Here is a 19284-nt window from a genome sequence, read left to right as displayed (position 1 = left end):
AAAAAAAGATTAAGCCCAGGAAAGTCAACGAGGATAAGAACGGAAGGTCTTTTTTGCTTTATGTGTTTCTTTACTGCCCAATAGGCGCGTAGTATGGGAAAGATCTTTCTTAGTACTCCTCCGAGACCTGTAATTGAGATCCCTTTATAATCGTATACGATCTTTACGTTTTCCCTTCTTAAAAGAGAGCTTCCCAAAGCGTAAAATTCGACACTTACGAGCTTTGAAAGGTTTTTAAGTAGATTTGCTGCATGGATCTCTCCCGAAAGTTCACCGCAAAGAATCGTTATCCTTCCATTAAATCCCTTTTCTGATGCCACAGATCGATTCTAGTATCTTTTCGGCAAAAAAAAGGGAAGGGAGTGTGTCTTTTCCTTCCACAAAGGGATTTTCTTCTCCCTTCACTGATAGGATGAAGTTTTCGATTTCCTCCTCCACGAGATCTTTCTTTTCACAGCTATAGGTTTTGAAGTTTACCGCATAACCGTTTTTCGTTGCCAAAGAAATACTCATATCCAAAAGATCCATAATTACGATCTTTTTTCCGTCAAAAATTTTTAAGGTCCTTTCCTTTCTATGGGAGACCCTACTTGCAGAAAGGTACGATTCTGTGCCGTCAGAAAACCTAATGATTGCTGATGCCTCATCGATTCTGTCACTTACAAAAGAAAACCCAAAAGCATCTATCTTTTCTGGGCTTTCCTTTTTTAAAGTCGAGATTATGTCTAAATCGTGGATCATAAGATCGAAAACGACATCCACATCTAGGCACCTTCCGGAAAAAGGGCTTAACCTTATGGCCTCTATGTAAAGTGGATGATCTATATATTTGAGCCCTTCTTTTAATGCTGGATTGAACCTCTCTATATGGCCCACCTGTAACTTAAGCTTTTTCTTTTCTGCAATTTTTACAAGTTCGAAGGCCTCCTCATATTTTACGGCTAGGGGTTTCTCAACGAATACGTGGATTCCACGTTGTAAGTAAAACTTCGTTATCTCGTAGTGGGTCGTTGCGGGAGTCGCAATAACTACACAATCTAGTTCCAAATCGACTTTCGTGTAATCGTCGTAAGTCTTCATATTAAACTCGTCTCTTACAAGATGGAGCTTTCTACTATCTTTTTCTATAACGGCCACAATTTCTACGTCCTTTCTTGCTAAAGCCTTCTTCAGATGGACCATTCCCATATGCCCTAAACCGACTATTCCTAATCTTACCTGCATATCCCTCTTTTTGAGTTCTGGATGAATTCTACAAGGATTTTTATGTTTTCGCCTTCTAGCTCCTCTTGCACGATCTTTAGGGAAGTTGATAAGGGTAGCGATGATCTAAAAAGAATCCTATAGGCCTTTTTTAGCTTAGCTATCTCCTCTTTCGGGAAATTGTTCCTCTGAAGACCCACGATGTTTATTCCATAGAGCTTGGCTCTGTTTCCTGCGGCTATCATGAAAGGGGGTACGTCTTTTGGAACGCCAGTGAGACCACTTATGAAACTGAAACACCCAATCCTGCAGAACTGATGAACGGCGCACAAACCACCGAATACTACTTTGTCTTGGACTTCCACGTGTCCCGCAAGGGTCGCACAGTTTGCCATAATTACGTCGTTTCCTATTATGCAGTCATGGGCGATGTGGGAGTAGGCCATTATGAAGTTGTTGTCCCCTATTTTTGTGACACCACCGCCTCTTGGGGTCCCTCTGTTTATTGTGACGTACTCTTTTATTACGTTTCTGTTCCCTATTATAGTTTCAGTCTCCTCTCCTTTGTATGTCACATCCTGGGGGGGTCCGCCTATTGAGGCAAAAGGGCTTATGGTACATTCCTCTCCTATTGTAGTCTTTCCCTGGATTACGACGTGGCTTATGAGTCTTGTCCCCCTCTTTATTGTGACTTTCCCTTCGATCACACAGTACGGACCTATATACACATCGTCATCTATCTCGGCTCTCACATCCACAATCGATGTTCTGTGGATCACTTTTCATTCTCCTTTTCTTCCTTCAACATAGCCATAATCTTTGCCTCCGCAACAACTTCCCCATCCACATAGGCCTTACCTTCAAACACCCAGATGTCCATCTTGTGTTTTACCACTTCCACCACCATTCTTAGCTGATCTCCAGGAACGACAGGCTTTCGGAATCTGGCATTGTCTATACCTAGAAAGAAAACAGAACCCTTCCTTTTAGGGAGGGTTTTGAAGGCCAAAACGCCTCCTGTTTGTGCCATCGCTTCTATTATGAGGACTCCTGGCATTATGGGTGCTTCAGGAAAGTGACCTTTAAAGAAGGGTTCATTGTAGGTCACATTTTTGATACCGACAGCCCGCTTTCCCGGTTCCAGCTCTTCTATACGATCGACTAGTAAAAATGGGTACCTGTGCGGAAGAAGTTCTATTATCTCTTTTATGTCTATCATTTAAGCTCTCCGGTCTCCGTTTTTTGTTCAAGCCTCTTGATCTTTGTAAAAAGCTCCGGAAGCTTTCTAAGGTAGAATTGAAGTCTTGCCCACTCCTTTCTGTCCATGTGTGGCGTACCTAACACCTCTTGACCATCCTTTACGTCTTTTGTGACTCCAGTCTGTCCCCCTATCTTTACGCCATTACCGACCCTTACGTGATCCCTGATACCAGCCTGTCCTGCAATGATGACCCTATTTCCTATCTTTGTGCTTCCGCCTATCCCGACTTGGGCAACGACTATCGAATCCTCCCCAATTTCGACATTATGCCCCACTTGGACGAGGTTGTCTATCTTTGTCCCCTTCTTTATTAAAGTTTTACCCAGTGTTGCCCTATCGATCGTTACGTTCGCTCCTATCTCCACATCGTCCTCTATCTCCACAGTCCCAATTTGGGGAATCTTTTCATGTTCTTTTCCTGTCCATCTGTATCCGAAGCCATCGCTACCTATCACCGTTCCAGAATGGATAATGACCCTCTTTCCTATCTTTACTCCTTCGTAGAGCGTTACATGGGCATAAATTTTTGAGTTTTCTCCTATAATTACCCGATCGCCCACGTACACGAACGGATAAAGAACAACACCCTCTTCTATCTCAACCCCGGAGCCTACATAGACGAAAGGATAGATCTTAACTTTCCTTCCTATCTTTGCATCGCTCGATATGTGGGCCAGGGGACTTATAAATTCACCTTCCTCTTCCTTTTTAACAAAAAGATTCGCAAGTTTGATGAAGGCCGCGTAGGGGTCTTTAGTAACAACTATATTTTTCACCGTAAGTTCTTTAGGATCCGCATCTTCCCCAACTATTAGAGCGGATGCTTTTGTCGATTTTGCCTCATCGATAAAGGACCTTCTAAAAAGGAAAGTGAGATCTCCTTCCTTGGCATATTTTATTGAGGATAGCCCTCTTATCTCTACTTCTTCGTCTCCTATGAGCCTACCACCCGTTATTTGGGTTATCTCTTTGAGCTTTATCATTTCTTTGGAGGCTTCGTTTTAGACATTTCGTTGTACTGTTTTATGACCTTGTCTGTGATGTCAATCGCTGGCGATGCGAATAGTATCCCAGCCTGGTTCTTTTCAAAGATTATGAGGAACTTCTCCTTTTCCCCAACTACCTTTATCACCTCTTCTATCTCCCGGAGAATAGCCTGTGAAAGTTCCATATCTTTTTGTTGTAGCTCCGCCTGGTAGTCACTGTAGGCCCTTTGATAATCTCTGAGTTTTGTCTGATACTGCCTTTCCCTCTCGGCCCTAGCCTCAGGGCTTATGGTTGCGGCCTGTCGTTCAAGGGCATCCTTCATTCTCTGTAGCTCTTCTTGTCTCGCATCGAGTTCTTTTTTTATCTTATTGGCCTCTTCTGTCAGTTTCTTTTTAGCCTCTTTTCCCTTTTCGGATTCATGCATAACTCTATGTAGGTCTACGTATCCTATGTTTATGGATTGTGCGTAGAGTGAAAGAGAAAGTGAAAGAAAAATAAATACAAAGATCAAAAAGCTTCTCATGTTTCCTCCTTAGGCATCAATAAAAGGTTCCTATCATAAAATCGAAAACACTCCGTCTTTCTCCCTTTCTGGGTGATAAATTATAACCGAGTTCCAGTCTCATCGGTCCTAGCGGGGAGAGCCATCTTATCCCAAATCCAGAACCGAATCTGTAATCTTGAAAAAAGCCTTTTGTTTTGTCGAATGCGTGACCGCAGTCGAAAAAGACTACACCCTTTATTCCTGCAGGCTTAAATATCGGAAATATCCACTCCGCGTTAAAGACGATCTTTTTGGTCCCTCCTATCACTTCCCCTTCTTCGTCTTTAGGACCAGCTTCCCCGTATCTGAATCCCCTTATCGTGTTTATGCCTCCCACGAAGAACTTCTCATAAATCGGAAGCTTTTTCCTTCCATATGGCCATATGGAACCAACCTGAGCCTTAAGCATAAACGTACTATCCCAGAACCCTGCCTTTATGTATCTACCATAATAAGCGATGGACTTCACAAACTCAACATTCCCTCCTAGAGCTCCGCCTGCAACTTCAATTGATACATCTCCAAAGTCGCCCTTCGTCGGGTTTAGTATGTCGTCAACCGTGTTTTTCCCTAAGGAAAAAGTAAAACTACTCGTTGTCCTCTTCCCTTTCTGTTCCTTTATGTACTTTGTCGCTGTGGGATCAACGTTATAGACTTCATTTCTGTCGTACCTGTACTTTAGTCCCGCAGATACGTAATCTGTGAAAGGCCTTCTCAAAAAGAGGCTTCCGCCCGTTGTCTTGTAATCGTACACATCCATCTCTCTTCTATAGTTCGAGAGGGAGATCCCGGTTGAAAGCTTGTAGTCGAGAAAGTAAGGATCGATTGCTGTGAGTCGGAAATCTGAAGAAGTTGATCCAAGTTGAGCCTCCAGATAGACTTTCCTTCCTGTACCGAATAAGTTTTCCTGCGAGACAGAGCCTGTTAACAAAACCTTCTCTGCAGTGCTATAACCCACACCTAAACTTAAAGTGCCAGTTGGTCTCTCTTCAAGAGTAACATCCACATTTACGAAATTGGGCCTTTCGGTCCTTTGGATTTTAAGATCGACATCTTGAAAGTAGAGGGTATTTCTCAGCCTCCTTTTGCTTTCAGAGAGTTTAGTTGCCGAAAACCTATCACCCTCTGCGAATTTGAGTTCCCTTCTTATCACTTTGTCCTTAGTCTTTATGTTACCTATTATGTTTATCCGGTTGAAGTAAACTTCTTCGTTCTTTTTTATGTCGAATGTGATATCTACTCTTTTTTGTTCCTCATCGATGGAGGTAAGAGGCGTGACATCGCAAAATGCGTAACCTTTGTCCTGATAAAGGTCGGTAATTTTTATCACGTCTTTATGGAACGTGCTACTTTTGAATAGATCACCGGTCTTGAGAGTCAAAATCTTTTTTAATTCGTCAGGAGGAACTATTAAGTCGCCCGAGAAGTCGATTTTTCCCACTTTGAAGACCGGCCCCTCATCTATCTGCATCGAGATGGTTATGCTTTTGCCATCTGGTGAAACTTTAATCTCCGGAGGGGAGGTCCTTACGTTTACATGACCCCTGTCCATGTAGAAGGCTTCTATATTCTTTCTGTCCTCTTCCAACACGTCCTCATCGAGTATCCCTGAACCTGTAAACCACGAAAAGACACCTTTTTCCTTCACTTTCATAAATTTTTTGAGTTCGCTCGATTTGGCACTCTTATTCCCAATGAAATCTATCTTTTTCACGTAGGCCTTTTTTCCCTCTTCAATCTTAAAGTTGATAGTGACCTCGTATGATTCGCCGTAGTCTATCTCCGCATCTACCTTTGTAGCGTAGTAGGCCTTGCTTGAGTAAAGTTTCTTTATCTCTTCAACGCTCTCTTTGAGCCTTTCGGTATTAAGTACCGTGTTCGTTTTGATTTTGATCTTATCCTTTATATCGTCTGTCTTTACCCTTTTATTCCCCAAAATGTATATCGCCTTTACAACAGGCCTTTCAATCACAACGAAGGTCACGATCTTTCCTCTCTCTGTCTCTTTGAGATCTATCTGGACATCGCTGAAAAAACCTGTCTTATAGATGCTTTTTAAATCTTCTCTTAACCTTTCTGGATCGTAGATATCGTTTTCTTTGCTCTTTATGGCATTTAGTATCACACCTTTGTCAACCCTTTCGTTCCCTATGATCTCAATTCTTAGGATCCTATCCTTCTCCGAAGGATATGCGAAGTTTGCGAAAAACAAAAATAGAAATAAGAACGTAAAGATCTTCCGTCTTTTCATAAGCGAACCATACTTAACAGAAAAGCTGAAAGGTTGTAAAGCCAAAATTTTTCTTACCTCCACCTCACAACACCGATTCTCGGACACTCTTTATAGAGGGGGCATTTGCTACAGAGCGGAGATATGGGCTTACAGAGATTCTTTCCAAATGCGACCAAAAGCCCGTTATAATTTTTCCAGTACTTTTTAGGCATTTTTTCTTTCAGTTCTATTTCGGTCTCTTGAGGGGTTTTAGTCCTTACTAGACCCATGCGGTTCGAAATCCTATGCACATGGGTATCGACACATATGGCAGGTTTTCCGAAAGCTCGGGAAAGAACAAGATTCGCCGTCTTATGTCCAACACCTTTGAGTTTCAAAAGTTCTTCGAAAGTATCAGGTACACGACCACCCAAGACGTTTACGATCGTCTGAGCTATATCTTTCAGGATCCTTGCCTTATTTTTGTAAAAACCAACAGGAAAGATAAGGCTTTCCAGTTCCTTTTGGGGGATCGCCAAAAGATCTTGAGGTCCCTTTATTCTTTCTTTGACCCTCTTTATTGCCTCTTCTGTCACTTCGTCCTTTGTTCTGTGGCTCAGTATGGTGGATATGAGGACAAAAAACGGATCCGAATTATTCTCTTCATTCATTGCATCCGGAAATAAGGGGGAGAGTTTCTCAAAGACCTTTTTAAACGTTAGACCTTTTTTCACAGGCTCACTTTTCCAAAATCTCTTTTATCCACTTTGACATGTTTTCCACGTGGGAGCCACTCCAGTATATCTTTTTGCATTGTGGACAGATCCTAAACTCTTTTTGGGTGTGAAAGACATATTCAGGAACGAAAGGTTCCACTTTCTCCTTCTCCACATACTCCAGTTCCCTATTACACTCTATACACCTCGACATAACAAGGGAAGGATCTATATACGGTCTTATGATCTCCTTTATCTCCTTTAGCTGATCCTGGACTTTGTCGGATTTTATGTAAATCGTGTTCATGTAGGGAGATACCTTCCTCCTCGTAAAAAAGTAATAGGGTTCTTCAAAGATGAACTCTTTCCCCTTCTTTGAAGGCCTGTAGTAGATCGCGTTAAGGCCTAGTATCCTCAAATACTTGGCAAGCCTTCCAAGCATCGAATCACATATGAATTTCATAGCTTTAAATTCTCTTAACCAAAGATCTTGCAACCTTTTTTGCGTTTCTAATTATTTCTTCTTCCCCAGGAACGACTCTATTCTCCATTATAACATTTCCCATACAGATTACAGTATCTACACAGTACCCATTGGCGGAATAAACAATGTCGGAGTAAAGATCGAAGTTTGGGGTTAACTCGGGTCTTAAAAGATCGACAAGGATTATGTCAGTCTCAAGCCCCACCTTTATTTCCCATTCTCCCAGATTGAAGATAGATGCTGCCTTTTTTGTCGCCAGCTCATAAACGTATGGGGCATTAAGGATAGTCGGATCCCCTGTTGAGAATTTTGCCAAAAGAGAGGCAAACTTCATAGTCTCCATCATGTCCAAGTTGTTGTTGGATGCACATCCATCAGTTCCAAGGCAGTAATCCACTTTGAATTTCGAGAGAAAAGAGTGGGGTATAACTTTTCCCACCGCGAGTTTCATGTTAGAGACGGGCATATGAACGAGTTTCGCACCTCTTTTTCCCAAAATTTCGCATTCCTTCTCGGAAAGCCAGCAGCCATGGCATCCGATGAATCTCTCAGAAAGGAGACCTATGGAATCCAGAAATTCAACGGGGCTCATGTTGTATCTCTCTTGGGCAAATCTTACTTCGTCTTCCGTTTCTGAAAGATGCATGTGTACTAAGGTTCCGTTTTTTTCAGAAAAATCCCTCGTCCATGTGAGACTTTCCTTCGAGACAGAATAGATGGCGTGGGGACCGAGTGTGAATACTACATTTGGCATGAACTCTTTCGACAATTCGTATAGTTTTAAATTCAGCTCTATCTGTTCCTTTGCCTTTTTCTCATCGAACATGTCTATAAAGACCGCACTTATAAAGCCCCTAAGTCCCATCTCCTTTGTCGCACGCGCCGTAGCCTCCCAGTGCCAGTACATGTCGTTAAAGACGGTAATCCCGTTCTTTATCATCTCGAGGCAGGCGAGTTTTGCTCCCCAGTAAACGTCCTCTTCAGTGAGCTTACTCTCCAAAACCCATATCTTTTCAGTAAGCCACTTACTAAGCGGCATATCATCGGCATATCCCCTAAAGATCGTCATTGCCGCATGGGTGTGGCCATTTATGAAGGAAGGAAGGGCAACTTTACATTCGCCGTTTATTATTTTTTCCGCTTCTTTTTTTAGTCCCAAACCTATCTCCTCTATCTTTCCACTATTTATGTAAATGTCTGTCGTCTTTCCGTTAAGAATTACGTTTTTTATGAGTATCCTCATTCTCCTCCCCTTCTTAGCAAATTCTCGATGAACCTCTCTATTTGGGCGAGACTTTCTCTTTGGGCCTTCTTTACTTCTTCAATCGTTAAGACCTTCTCTCCAAGACCGTGACAGTAGTTATCGATTGAACATAAGCTGCCGTAAGGAATACCACATTCGATTGAAAGGGTAGCCTCAGAGGCAAGTGTCATTCCAATGACGTCTCCTACTTTTTTGAAAAACTTTATCTCTGATAAAGTCTCAAATCTTGGCCCGAGAGTCTGGACGTAAATTCCGCCCTTTTTTACCTTCATGCCCGTCTCTTTTGCCACATCATAGATAATTTCGATCACTCTTGGATCGAACCTAGGGATAGAGAACTTAAGCTCTCTGTCGAAGAATGTAGGTATCATCCAGGGACAGAAAAAGTCGTCCGGCACAAGAAAGCTTCCTGGTTTGAGACTCTTTTTTAAACTTCCGGTTGAATTTATGGCAAATATTTTTTCTACCTTCATCTCTTTTAGCGCCCATATGTTGGCCTTATGGTTTATTCTGTGCGGAGGAAGGAGATCCTCCCCGTGCCTTTGAAGGAAAATAGCACGATCGGCAATCTTCAATAAAACTCGACCGAAAGGAGTCTCAATCTTTCTTTCTTCCCAATTCTCAAATATATTCGACGTAAAAAGTGAAGAACCCCCGATTATGGCAAACATCTACCTAAAAGACTTGACTTCAGTCAAAAGATTACCGAGTATTTCCTCCTTTCTCGAGATGTAAACCTTTTTTCTCTCTTCCATGAGGTTTCTGCCTTGAGTGTCGATTGAGACAACAAGTGGCCCAAAATCCTTGACCTTAAGGACGTAAAGTGCCTCTGGCATTCCAAGATCTGTCCATTTCACATCAGCTATCTCCACCACCTGTTTCGCGCAGAGGGCACCGCATCCTCCAGGATATATGCAGTGGATCGCTTTAAACTCTGCACACGCTTTTTGAGTCTCTTTCCCCATCCCACCCTTCCCAATTACTATTTTTACTTTAGTCCTTCTTATGAACTCGTACTCGTATTTTTCCATTCTCATGGAAGTTGTGGGTCCTATGGAGACAACAGTAAGCCTACCATCCTCCTTTTTAACTATAGGTCCCGCATGGAAAATGGCCAAACCTTCACTCCGTACGGGAAGCTCAATATTATCCACAACGACCCTTCTATGACCTACATCCCTTATTGTCAAAACTGTGCCTTCAAGCCAGAAGATATCGCCGATTTTTAGATCTTCTATCTCGTCGGCTCTTACAGGGCTATGGATCAACTTTTTCACAGTGAGGTTCCTCTGTGGGACAAAATTTCGTAATTTAAGTCTTTGTCGATAAGGAGTGTCCCCTTCCTCAAAGACCAGCAACCTATGCTTAAACCGACAGAAATTGTAGAAGGATGTCTTGCCGCTACCTCTACTTGAACTGCAAGAACACTCTTTAAACCTCCAAGTCCTTGAGGTCCAATACCGATCCTATCCAGTCCATCCTTTAAGATGCTTTCAAATCTTTGTGCGTATGGATTATCACTTGGCTTCCCAATCGGTCTTAGCAATGCTTTTTTAGAAAGGTATGAAGCTATATCCGAGGATCCAGCTATCCCTATTCCAAGGGTAAGGGGCGGACACGCATTTATACCCCATTCTACAGAAGTGTCAAAGATATACCTTACGATCGCCTCATACCCGTCAGATGGCATAAAAGTGTACGACCGTCCAGGAAGGCTGCATCCACCACCTGCAAGGTATACGCTCAGTTCTATTTCACTCCCCTTTTCTATCTCCCAGAAGATAAAAGGCATCCCATCCCCCAAGTTGTCCCCAAAGTTTCTCCCTTCGAATATGGATACAGTGTTGTGCCTTAGAGGAACATCTAAAGTCGCTTTTCTTACGGCCTCAGTGAGAATCGATCTCAATTCTCCGAGATAAGGAAAAGTCGATCCCGCTTTCACAAAGAAATTTACGACCCCTGTATCCTGACAGCAGGGTCTCTTTTCCGTATCCGCGATCCTCTGGTTTTCGGTCATGGCCTTAAAGATAAGGGATGCCCTTTCGTCTTTCTCTTCCATCGAAAGACCTAAAATACCTTCCCATACGTCATCTGGAAGCTTAATACTCACTAAACCGATAAATTTACTTATGATATCGAGAAGATAAGCCCTTTTCTTTTCATCCATCGAAGGTTAGGATATATCAATTTGAGTAAGCCGTCAACACTCCGATTTCTGGATTGACAAACGTCCGGTTTGAAAATAGAATGAAAGAAAGTCTTACCCCTTGCCCTCATAAAAATGGAAATCCATAGAAAGAGGACAAAAGCGATAAAAGTCGGAAACGTAATGATAGGAGGAGGAAATCCGATAGTCGTACAGTCTATGCTCAAGACGAACCCGGAGAACGTGGAGGGAAGCTTAAACCAGCTAAGGGAGCTAAAAAGGGCAGGTTGCGAAATAGTAAGGATAGCTCTGCCTACGGAGGAGAGCTTAAATCTTATCCCCTTTTTCAAAAAGGAGGTCAATATCCCTATCGTTGGAGACGTACACTTCCACATAAAGATCGCCCAAAGAGCTATGGAGATGGGGATAGACTGCATAAGGATAAATCCTGGGACTATAAACAACGTCCGAAAAGTAAAAGAGGTTGCAAAGTTCGCACTAGAAACGAAGACACCTATAAGAATAGGGATCAACTCTGGCTCCGTTGAAAGGAGGGTCCTTAAAAAATACGGAAGGCCAACCTCAGATGCGATGGTGGAAAGCGCCCTTTACTACACCAAGCTCTTTGAAGATGTAGGATGGACAGAGATCAAAGTCTCTCTTAAAGGTTCGGACGTTTTAGAGACCGTAGATGCCTATAGAAAATTCGCAAGCCAGACCAATTATCCATTACATGTAGGTATAACTGAGGCAGGTCCCATCTTTTCAGGGGCCATAAAATCTGCCATAGGGATAGGTATCCTTTTAAGCGAGGGAATTGGAGATACGATAAGGGTGTCCCTTACGGCCCATCCGGTATATGAGGTCATCGCAGCTTACCGGATCCTTGCAAGTCTCAATTTGAGAAAGCGTGGTCTAAATATCATTGCATGTCCAATGTGCGGAAGGTGTAAAGTCGACTTAAAAGGGATAGTGGACGAGTTTGAAAGACAAACGGTCCACATAGAGAAACCTTTAAAGGTTGCCATTATGGGTTGCGAAGTAAACGGACCTGGCGAGGCAAAGGATGCAGACATTGGAATTGCTTTTGGAGCGAAAAGTGCCGTCATATTCGCGCGCGGAATTGTGATAAGAAGGAATGTACCCCATGAACTGGCAAGGGAGATTTTGGAAGAAGAACTCTATCGACTACTTTAGATTTGGACTTGTTTGGATTTCGAAATTAAAGCCGAAACAGCCTCTTTAAGCCCGTCTAAGGTCAGCTCAAACATAGGGAATATTTTCCTTATCGCATCGACGGTTACGTGATTCCAAAAATGTTTGGGCGTAGGATTTAGCCACACTGAATAGGGAAAGTGTTCCCTTATCCTCATTAGCCATTCGATTCCAGGTCTGTCATTGGTGTAATAGTAGTCTATGCAGCCATTCACGTCGAATAGTTCAGAGTAAGCCATTCTCGCATCCCCAACTATTATTACCTTGTAGCCGCTGTGGAAGTTAGCGAATAGCTTTTCAGTTGGGACCCTTTTGTAGTTGGCCATGTCCTCGAATACATCCTGATAGATGCAGTTGTGGAAATAATAGTACCTGAACTCCTTAAAATGCTCCATCTGGGATGCAGCCGAAAAGAGTCTTTCGCAAAGTTCAGTGTAAGGAAGCATGGAACCGCCCGTATCCATAAGGAGGATAAGCCTTACTGAGTTTTCCCTGGATTTTGTGTAGACGAGTTCGAGTTCACCAGCTTCTTTGGCCGTTTTTTCAACGGTACCTTCCAGATCGAGCTCTTCCGCCCCTTCTTTTTTGAGCTCTCTTAATCTCTTTAAGGCCATCCTTATTTGCCTTGTGTCGAGTATGAGGTCGTTTCTGTAATTTCTGTATCTCCTTTCTCCTGCAACTTTAACCGCAGACTGCATGAAAGATTCTCCCCCAACCCTTATTCCTCCAGGATGGAAACCAAAAGCTCCAAAAGGAGATTTTCCACCTGTACCTATCCACTTGTTTCCTCCGTCATGCCTTTCTTTTTGTTCACGGAGCCTTTCCCGGAACTGCCTTAAGAGTTCTTCCATGTCGAGGTTTCTTTGAAACTCTTCCATCTTCTTTCTGAATTCCTCAATCTCTTCTGGACTTAAAGGGGGGAGGTTTTTCGGATTCTCAAGCCAACTGAGAACTTTTTCGATTTCTACGTCCTCCGTTTTGATTCCCCCGAAATACTCTTGGAATGCAAGATCGAACATGTCGTAGTAGGCCTCGCTCTTTACAAGGAAAGCTCTTCCTATGTAGTAGAGATGGTTGAGGCTAGATTTAAAAAGACCCTTATGGAGCGCCTCTATGAAGGAGAGCCACTCAGTTATCGTACAGGGTACTCCTTTTTCCCTGAGCTTGAAAAAAAAGCCCGTAAACATCTACTACAAAAACCTCCTTCTCATCTCAAAATGCCCCTTTTGTCCAAGTAGGAACCTCTCCACCTTTAGCGTATCATGTTCGCTTTTAAGCAAAGTCCCAATAAAAGGTATCTCCTTACTTATCCTTTCTGGATCTATACCGCCTATGATCAAGGCCTTGATCCAGTCGAGGAGCTCGCTTGTGGATGGCTTCTTTTTGAGCCCGTCTATCTCACGGATCCAGTAAAATCTCTTTATCGCCTCCCTTACGAGTCTCGTCTCTATGTCCGGAAAATGGACCCGTACTATCTCTTCCATCATCTCAGGAGTTGGAAATTCTATGTAGTGGAAGATGCATCTCCGCAGAAAAGCATCCGGAAGTTCCTTTTCGGCATTGCTCGTTATGACAACTATGGGTCTATGTTTTGCCTTTATCTCTTCGTTAAGCTCTGGAATGTAAAAAGACATCTCGTCGAGTTCATTGAGAAGGTCGTTTGGAAACTCAATATCCGCTTTATCTATCTCATCGATCAGTAAAACGACTTGTTCTTCGGATACAAAGGCCTGTCCTAGTTTTCCAAGTTTTATGTACTGCCTAATATTGGAGATGTCTTTATCCCCGAACCTCGCATCGTTCAACCTCTGGACAGTATCGTAGACGTATAGACCGTCTTTCGCCTTGGTTGTAGACTTTATGTTCCAGACTATGAGTTTTTTATTTAGTGCCTCAGCTATGCTGTGGGCAAGAAGGGTCTTACCAGTTCCAGGCTCACCTTTGATAAGAAGCGGTTTTCCCAAAGCTATAGCTACGTTCACGATCTCCATGAGCTCTTTTGACGCGATGTACTTACTACTTCCCCTGTACTCTCGCACCATGAGATCCTCCCTTTGTAGTGAAAAAAATCACTAAATAGTATAGTACTTGGCGGATAGGCTGTCAAAAGATTCCGGAAGTACCAAGAAGAACAAAATTTTTAATTGACAATGCTTTATATTTATGCCAAACATGTGGAAGACAAAGAGAAGGAGAAAAACATGCGGACTTTTTCTATTTTGATCTTCTTTGTCTTGATCATTCTTTCTTTTTCCTTTACATGTCATGCCTCTTTTTCTCTTTTTGTCGAAAAAGGTATTGAAGAGCTAAAGAAGGAAAATTACGAAGAGGCACTCCAATACTTTCTTGAGGCTCGAAAGCTCGATCCCCATTCCTCCATAGTCGCATACTACGCGGGGATAACGTGTAAACATATGGAGGATTACGAGTGCGCCATAACCCATCTTAGAGATGCGGTCACCCTCAAACCTTCTGTTATTGAGGCGCTTCCAGAACTTATCGACGCTTTAAATGTCACTGAAAACTTAGCCGAGGCAAAAAGATTTATCGAACTTGCAGAGAAAGAAAGGATCGCACAGCCAAAAGTAGCTTATCTTAAAGGTCTTGTGCTTATGAAAGAGAAGAATTACAAAGGGGCTATTTTGGAGTTCGAGAAGGCAAAAAGTCTCGATCCCAACCTCAGTCAGGCCTGTGAGTTCCAAATAGGAATCGCTCTCGCAAGGGAGGGGAAACTAAAAGAGGCGGTTGAGCGTTTTAAATCGACTATCACGCTCGATCCTACAACGGATATTGCAACGTACGCGAAAGACTATGAAAGAATCTTAAAGGAGAGGATAGAAAGGGAAAGACCCCTTAGGCTCAGTTTTTCTCTCAACTACAAGTACGATTCGAACGTTGTGACAAAAGGGGAAGGTCCTATAGTTGAACAGATCTCCGGACACCAAGGAAGCGCAATGAATCTTTCTTTTCGGGCAAGCTACACTTTTCCTTTTTCGTTTAGAAAACCTGTGAGTCTGTCTTTAAGTTACGGCCTTTTGGCGGAAAAGTACTTCTCAAAAAGATACACAAGGGCCGACGGGACAAAGGGGAATCTTAAAGAATACACGAACATGACAAATTCCTTTACGCTTTTTTCGGGGTTTAGCCGCGAAAGATGGGCGGTAAGTTTGCCGATATTCTACAACTACTATAGTTTACAAGGGGTAAAGTCGAATAGCTTTTTTGATGAGCTATCTTGGTGGAACACAGCGCGTTACATGGAACAGTATGGCACTACACCCACTTTTAGGTTCCTTCTCCGTTCCAATATCATAGGGGAAATATCGTGCGGCTTTTCAAAAAGACATTATTTTAAGACTTTACTCCATCCTCGTCCTCTAGTTGATGAAGAACTAAGGGATGCAGATATACTCTCAACATCCTTCGGTCTCACAACAACATGGAAGGAGGGAAGATCAGTTATAGCACTTAGGTACACATTCGGAAAAGAGCACGCCAAGGGCAGAAATTGGTCAGTAGATAGAGAGGATAGAATTAGCATAAGCCTTTTATATCCACTTGACGGGATAACGAAGCTCCCAATAAAGCTTCAAGTCACTGGCGATGCTTCCTTTCAAAAGTACAAATATGTGCACACTTTCTTTGATAAGAAGAGAAGAGACGACGTATATAACTTCACGGGTGCCATAATCTACGAACTCATGAGAAATTTGGATATAATTGGTCAGTACACGTACGTGAGGGACAAGTGCAACATCGAAATTTATAACTACAAAAGGGAAATTATGACCCTTGGATTCGAATACAAGTTTTAAAAAGGGGTGAGTAAAGTGAAAATGAAGTTTTTTTCAAAATACGTCTTGGCTTTAATCTATACACTTTCTCTCATTTTTGCAGGCATATCGGTCGGGTCAGCATCTGTCGGTAAAGTAACAGTAGTCGAAGGTTCCGTCGACGTTTTAAAAGCAAAAAAAGCTGAGGTCACGCCGGTAAAAGTGGGAGATCCTGTCGACATAGGAGACATATACCGAACAAAAACTGGAAGTTACGCAGAGATCAAGTTCTATAACGATAGCATCCTCCGGATAGGAGCGAGAACTAGGGTGGAAATCAAAGAGTACATGGTGGAGAAAGAAAGGACAAGCCAAGTTATGAAGCTCCATAGGGGGAGGATCCAGGCTATAGCAACGGAAGAAATAGTAAAAAAAGCAGCCGCCTTAGTTGAGGGACACAAATTTGAAGTTCATACTCCCACTGCTGTTGCAGGAATCAGAGGTTCCAATATGCTTGTAGGTTTCTCTCAGGGGACAACAGTCGTTGTGTTTATAAAGGGAAGGGGTTACGTTTTTAATCCTGCACAGCCACACATTATCCTACCAATATCGCAAGGGCAGGTCTCTTTCATAAAAGGGGACCTTCCTCCATCTCCTCCCACAAAGGCTCCCGAAAATTTCATTAAAGAGGAGGGGAGGGCCTTTCTACGAATTGAAGAGGTAAAGAAAGAAGAGAAAAGAGAACCTTCTGAGGAAGTAAGAGTAACAGTTACAACTACCCCGGATGTAGGCCCAAGCGCGCCAGATGTCCCCGTAAGAGAGGCAGCTATTGAGGATTACGCAGCACTTAGGGACATCGCCTTTTATGAGCGAGGTTTCGAAACTTTACTTCCCAGAGAAGTCGTAGGTGTAAGCTTTGTCCGTACTTTGGCTGAGATAGAACCGCCGCGTCTTCCATTCTATGGGGTCAAAAAGGAAACTCTACTCGAGGGTGCTCTCCAAATAGACACAAATAAGGGAAGGTTTCTTGGACGAGTTGACGAAAAAGGTCGGGGAGATTTCAGCTTTTCAGTTCAATTTCCGCAACTTGATTCCTTGCCTTCACCGTATATTGTATCTGGCATCTTAGAGGGAACAAGTGACAAGGCTGGAGCATTCTTTGGAGTTCAAAGAAGTATAATAGGCTCTGTTGATACACTTTTAAGTTCCTTCTATGTCGAGGGATCTACCCTTTACTTTTTGACAGGTCAAGGTTCCGGAAGTTACGAAGCGAATGTGCTCTCATCTACGGGAAGGCTCGTACGGAGTGAACCTATTGGCAATTTAAGCTTGAAAATACCACCCGGTGGGAATCTTCTAAGCGCACTAAAAGACAAGGTAAAGTCTATAACATTTGGGTCTGGTCCAGTTACCTATTCGAGCTTTTATTCGCCTCCCCCTGAGAATTATTTTCTCAGGTTGGATACAGGTCTTCTTGCAGGCTTGTTCGCTACTCAGTTTTACCTTTCTCACCAAAATCAAAGTCCATGGCGCTTTTCATATGACTGGTTCTTGCCCACTCAGACCTCTTTTGAGTTCCAATGGTTATTTGGGCAAGCCGTTTGGGACTACACTGACCCTACAAAGGGTATAGGTCGCGGGAATTTGGAGCTTATAGGATACATAAATAACATAGGTCCGATCATAGGTGAGGCGACTGCTAATATTGCTTCTAGGTTTTACGATTCACGAGACATGCTACTTGTCAGTTCTGGAACGTACATAGCCGATGTTGCCTCCTTTATGGTTTCATCGGGGGTTCTGCCAACTAGTGGTTTCTACGAGTTTAGAACCGAAGATGGGACAGTAGGATTTTTCCGCGGCAGTGGACCAAGCCAGATGGCAGGCTTTGTTGTCGGAAAAGGTGATATATGGTCTTCTCCTTCTCCCATAAGGTTTGTCGGATTGTATTCGCCAGAAAAAAAGAAGGACTTTTTCTTTCTCGACTTTGTAACGGCTGATTTGAATGGGGTAAGTCCAAATTATGCTTTCGGCTTTCCAGTTTTCAAGGCCGGGTACGCACTAGAAAATACCGACTGTTACGGCGGCATAATAGGAGCATCGATTAAAGATAAATTCATAGCAGAAGGTTTAGCATTTTATGCAAAAAAGATCGGAAACGAATATGAGGTGGGGTACTTTAAACTTTCCGATCTGGAAGGGAGTTTCTTTCCTGAAATTGGATCATATACAGCAAGCGGAAAGATCGAAATCTCTAAATTGGGCACGACAAACACATTACCCGATTCTATGGAACATGACGATGTGATTTTGAAGGTTGGAAGTGGACCGATAAGTGGGTACTTAGTAGTTGGGACTGTAAGTCCTTCTTCTACCCAATGGACGCTCCTTATGTCAGCTCTAAGTGCTAACTATACCTCCGTACCCACAGGAAACTGGGTTTCAAAGGTAGGTAGTTTCGAAGCTGAAAAATTTTGGGATTTCTGGTACGTCAATCTCTTCCTTGGGGACCTAAGAGGAGATGCATGGGATAGCCTGACTCGGACCTTTTCTGCTACCCTTTCAGGCACTGAAATCAATATAGAATCGGAGCCGGAAGGGAATTATCTCTTTTTACACGAAAACGCTATTACCTTTAGAGGTATCTTCGGAGAAGAAAAAGCACTTGGTGTAGGAACGGGTATTGTGGATGAGTCAAAAAAGAAACCCCTCAATTTGGCAAACCATTTCGGTGTCTTTGGGGATGCCCTTTCCGTGTACACCCCCATTTCAGGAAATTTGTATATAAGAGAATTCATCCAGAAAGTACAGGTTGATGGACATGAGGAATGGCATGAAGACAGAAGATTCCTTGTGGTAACCGAAGGGATGGGCTACGGAATATTCAAGGATAGCTATAGAGGAGAGGAAGCCTATTACTTCCCAGATGGAACTATGGTTGAAATAGACATGGGAGGAAAAGCCATATTTCGATATGGATGGCGTAACATAGAATATATAAGGCACGATCATCTAAAGAGAAGCCAATGGCTCATCCCGGATGATCCAACTTTCCAAGTCTGGTACTCAAAATTCCCAAACGTGAAACTTCTTGAAAAAGCTTCCGGTAGGGTCTTAGGTGCTATCGGAGGTTTAGGGTACCCTTGGGGGGATAAAGGGACAGACCTGACAATAATTGGAAGATACGATGGTAGCGAGTATCCTTTCTTCTTCAATACCCCACCTCTCCTAGGAAGATTTTACGATCCCGAAAATCGTCGTGAAATTGGAGCATACGTACTTACCCTCGGAGGTTATGTAACAGGAGACGAAAGGATGTCCCTTTGGGGAAGGGGATTGTATATTAAAGACGATGGGCAAGAAGCGGGGATCTTCGTTTTCCAAGACCTAGAGGCAACATTCTTTAGGGGTATAGACATGTGGCAAGCAAAGGCGACAATTGTCCGTGAAGCCGTAAGTTCCAGTAATGGTGCCTCTGT

The 19284-nt window shown here is 43.0% G+C and carries 18 protein-coding genes; 3 read left to right on the top strand and 15 right to left on the bottom strand.

What is annotated here, in order from left to right; all coding sequences use genetic code 11:
- The 13 genes from NZ583_08585 to ttdA all read right to left on the bottom strand — a co-directional run.
- Positions 1–320 (bottom strand): lipid-A-disaccharide synthase (locus NZ583_08585; protein ID MCS7281649.1); only part of this gene is annotated, 320 nt, incomplete at its 3' end.
- Positions 298–1224, bottom strand: coding sequence for a Gfo/Idh/MocA family oxidoreductase (locus tag NZ583_08580; GenBank protein MCS7281648.1), 927 nt, complete (start codon positions 1222–1224; stop codon positions 298–300). The genes NZ583_08580 and NZ583_08585, both read right to left, overlap by 23 nt.
- Positions 1215–1982: an acyl-ACP--UDP-N-acetylglucosamine O-acyltransferase gene (gene lpxA, locus NZ583_08575; protein MCS7281647.1), complete on the bottom strand. Its 768-nt coding sequence runs from the start codon at positions 1980–1982 to the stop codon at positions 1215–1217. Before lpxA ends, NZ583_08580 begins: the two co-directional genes overlap by 10 nt.
- Complete coding sequence (gene fabZ / locus NZ583_08570; GenBank protein ID MCS7281646.1) at positions 1979–2419, bottom strand: 3-hydroxyacyl-ACP dehydratase FabZ; 441 nt, start codon at positions 2417–2419, stop codon at positions 1979–1981. Before fabZ ends, lpxA begins: the two co-directional genes overlap by 4 nt.
- The gene (lpxD, locus tag NZ583_08565; GenBank protein MCS7281645.1) at positions 2419–3447 is read right to left on the bottom strand and encodes a UDP-3-O-(3-hydroxymyristoyl)glucosamine N-acyltransferase; all 1029 of its coding nucleotides are present in this window, start codon (positions 3445–3447) and stop codon (positions 2419–2421) included. The genes fabZ and lpxD overlap by 1 nt, the downstream gene beginning before the upstream one ends.
- Positions 3444–3974, bottom strand: a complete 531-nt coding sequence (locus NZ583_08560; GenBank protein MCS7281644.1) for an OmpH family outer membrane protein — start codon at positions 3972–3974, stop codon at positions 3444–3446. Before NZ583_08560 ends, lpxD begins: the two co-directional genes overlap by 4 nt.
- Positions 3975–3990: 16 nt before the next feature.
- On the bottom strand, positions 3991–6246 hold the full coding sequence (bamA, locus tag NZ583_08555; protein ID MCS7281643.1) for an outer membrane protein assembly factor BamA: 2256 nt from the start codon (positions 6244–6246) through the stop codon (positions 3991–3993).
- A gap of 53 nt (positions 6247–6299) precedes the next feature.
- On the bottom strand, positions 6300–6941 hold the full coding sequence (locus NZ583_08550) for an endonuclease III (protein MCS7281642.1): 642 nt from the start codon (positions 6939–6941) through the stop codon (positions 6300–6302).
- A 4-nt stretch (positions 6942–6945) separates the two neighbouring features.
- Entirely contained in the window at positions 6946–7386 is a 441-nt protein-coding gene (locus tag NZ583_08545; GenBank protein MCS7281641.1) for a Mut7-C RNAse domain-containing protein, read from the bottom strand.
- A gap of 4 nt (positions 7387–7390) precedes the next feature.
- A complete protein-coding gene (locus tag NZ583_08540; protein ID MCS7281640.1) occupies positions 7391–8650 on the bottom strand; it encodes an amidohydrolase in 1260 nt (419 codons plus the stop codon).
- On the bottom strand, positions 8647–9342 hold the full coding sequence (locus NZ583_08535) for an MTAP family purine nucleoside phosphorylase (protein MCS7281639.1): 696 nt from the start codon (positions 9340–9342) through the stop codon (positions 8647–8649). Before NZ583_08535 ends, NZ583_08540 begins: the two co-directional genes overlap by 4 nt.
- The gene (gene ttdB / locus NZ583_08530) at positions 9343–9948 is read right to left on the bottom strand and encodes a L(+)-tartrate dehydratase subunit beta (protein MCS7281638.1); all 606 of its coding nucleotides are present in this window, start codon (positions 9946–9948) and stop codon (positions 9343–9345) included.
- The gene (ttdA, locus tag NZ583_08525) at positions 9945–10838 is read right to left on the bottom strand and encodes a L(+)-tartrate dehydratase subunit alpha (protein MCS7281637.1); all 894 of its coding nucleotides are present in this window, start codon (positions 10836–10838) and stop codon (positions 9945–9947) included. The genes ttdB and ttdA overlap by 4 nt, the downstream gene beginning before the upstream one ends.
- A 114-nt stretch (positions 10839–10952) precedes the next feature.
- On the opposite strand from ttdA, the gene ispG reads away from it, so the two are divergent.
- A complete protein-coding gene (gene ispG, locus NZ583_08520; GenBank protein ID MCS7281636.1) occupies positions 10953–12014 on the top strand; it encodes a flavodoxin-dependent (E)-4-hydroxy-3-methylbut-2-enyl-diphosphate synthase in 1062 nt (353 codons plus the stop codon).
- Here ispG and NZ583_08515 read toward each other — a convergent pair.
- Both NZ583_08515 and NZ583_08510 read right to left on the bottom strand, forming a co-directional pair.
- A complete protein-coding gene (locus NZ583_08515) occupies positions 12011–13219 on the bottom strand; it encodes a VWA domain-containing protein (protein ID MCS7281635.1) in 1209 nt (402 codons plus the stop codon). The genes ispG and NZ583_08515 overlap by 4 nt on opposite strands.
- Before the next feature lie 3 nt (positions 13220–13222).
- Positions 13223–14074 (bottom strand): MoxR family ATPase, encoded by an 852-nt coding sequence (locus NZ583_08510; protein ID MCS7281634.1) that lies wholly within the window; start codon positions 14072–14074, stop codon positions 13223–13225.
- 132 nt (positions 14075–14206) lie between these two features.
- On the opposite strand from NZ583_08510, the gene NZ583_08505 reads away from it, so the two are divergent.
- The gene (locus NZ583_08505; protein ID MCS7281633.1) at positions 14207–15847 is read left to right on the top strand and encodes a hypothetical protein; all 1641 of its coding nucleotides are present in this window, start codon (positions 14207–14209) and stop codon (positions 15845–15847) included.
- Between the two features lie 21 nt (positions 15848–15868).
- A partial coding sequence (locus NZ583_08500) for a FecR family protein (protein MCS7281632.1) occupies positions 15869–19284 on the top strand: 3416 nt, incomplete at its 3' end.

The sequence above is a fragment of the Thermodesulfobacteriota bacterium genome, from assembly GCA_025062045.1.
Classification (GTDB): domain Bacteria; phylum Desulfobacterota; class Syntrophorhabdia; order Syntrophorhabdales; family JANXAF01; genus JANXAF01.
Note: the sequence above shows the minus strand (reverse complement) of the source record. Positions and strands in the feature narration are given on the sequence as shown.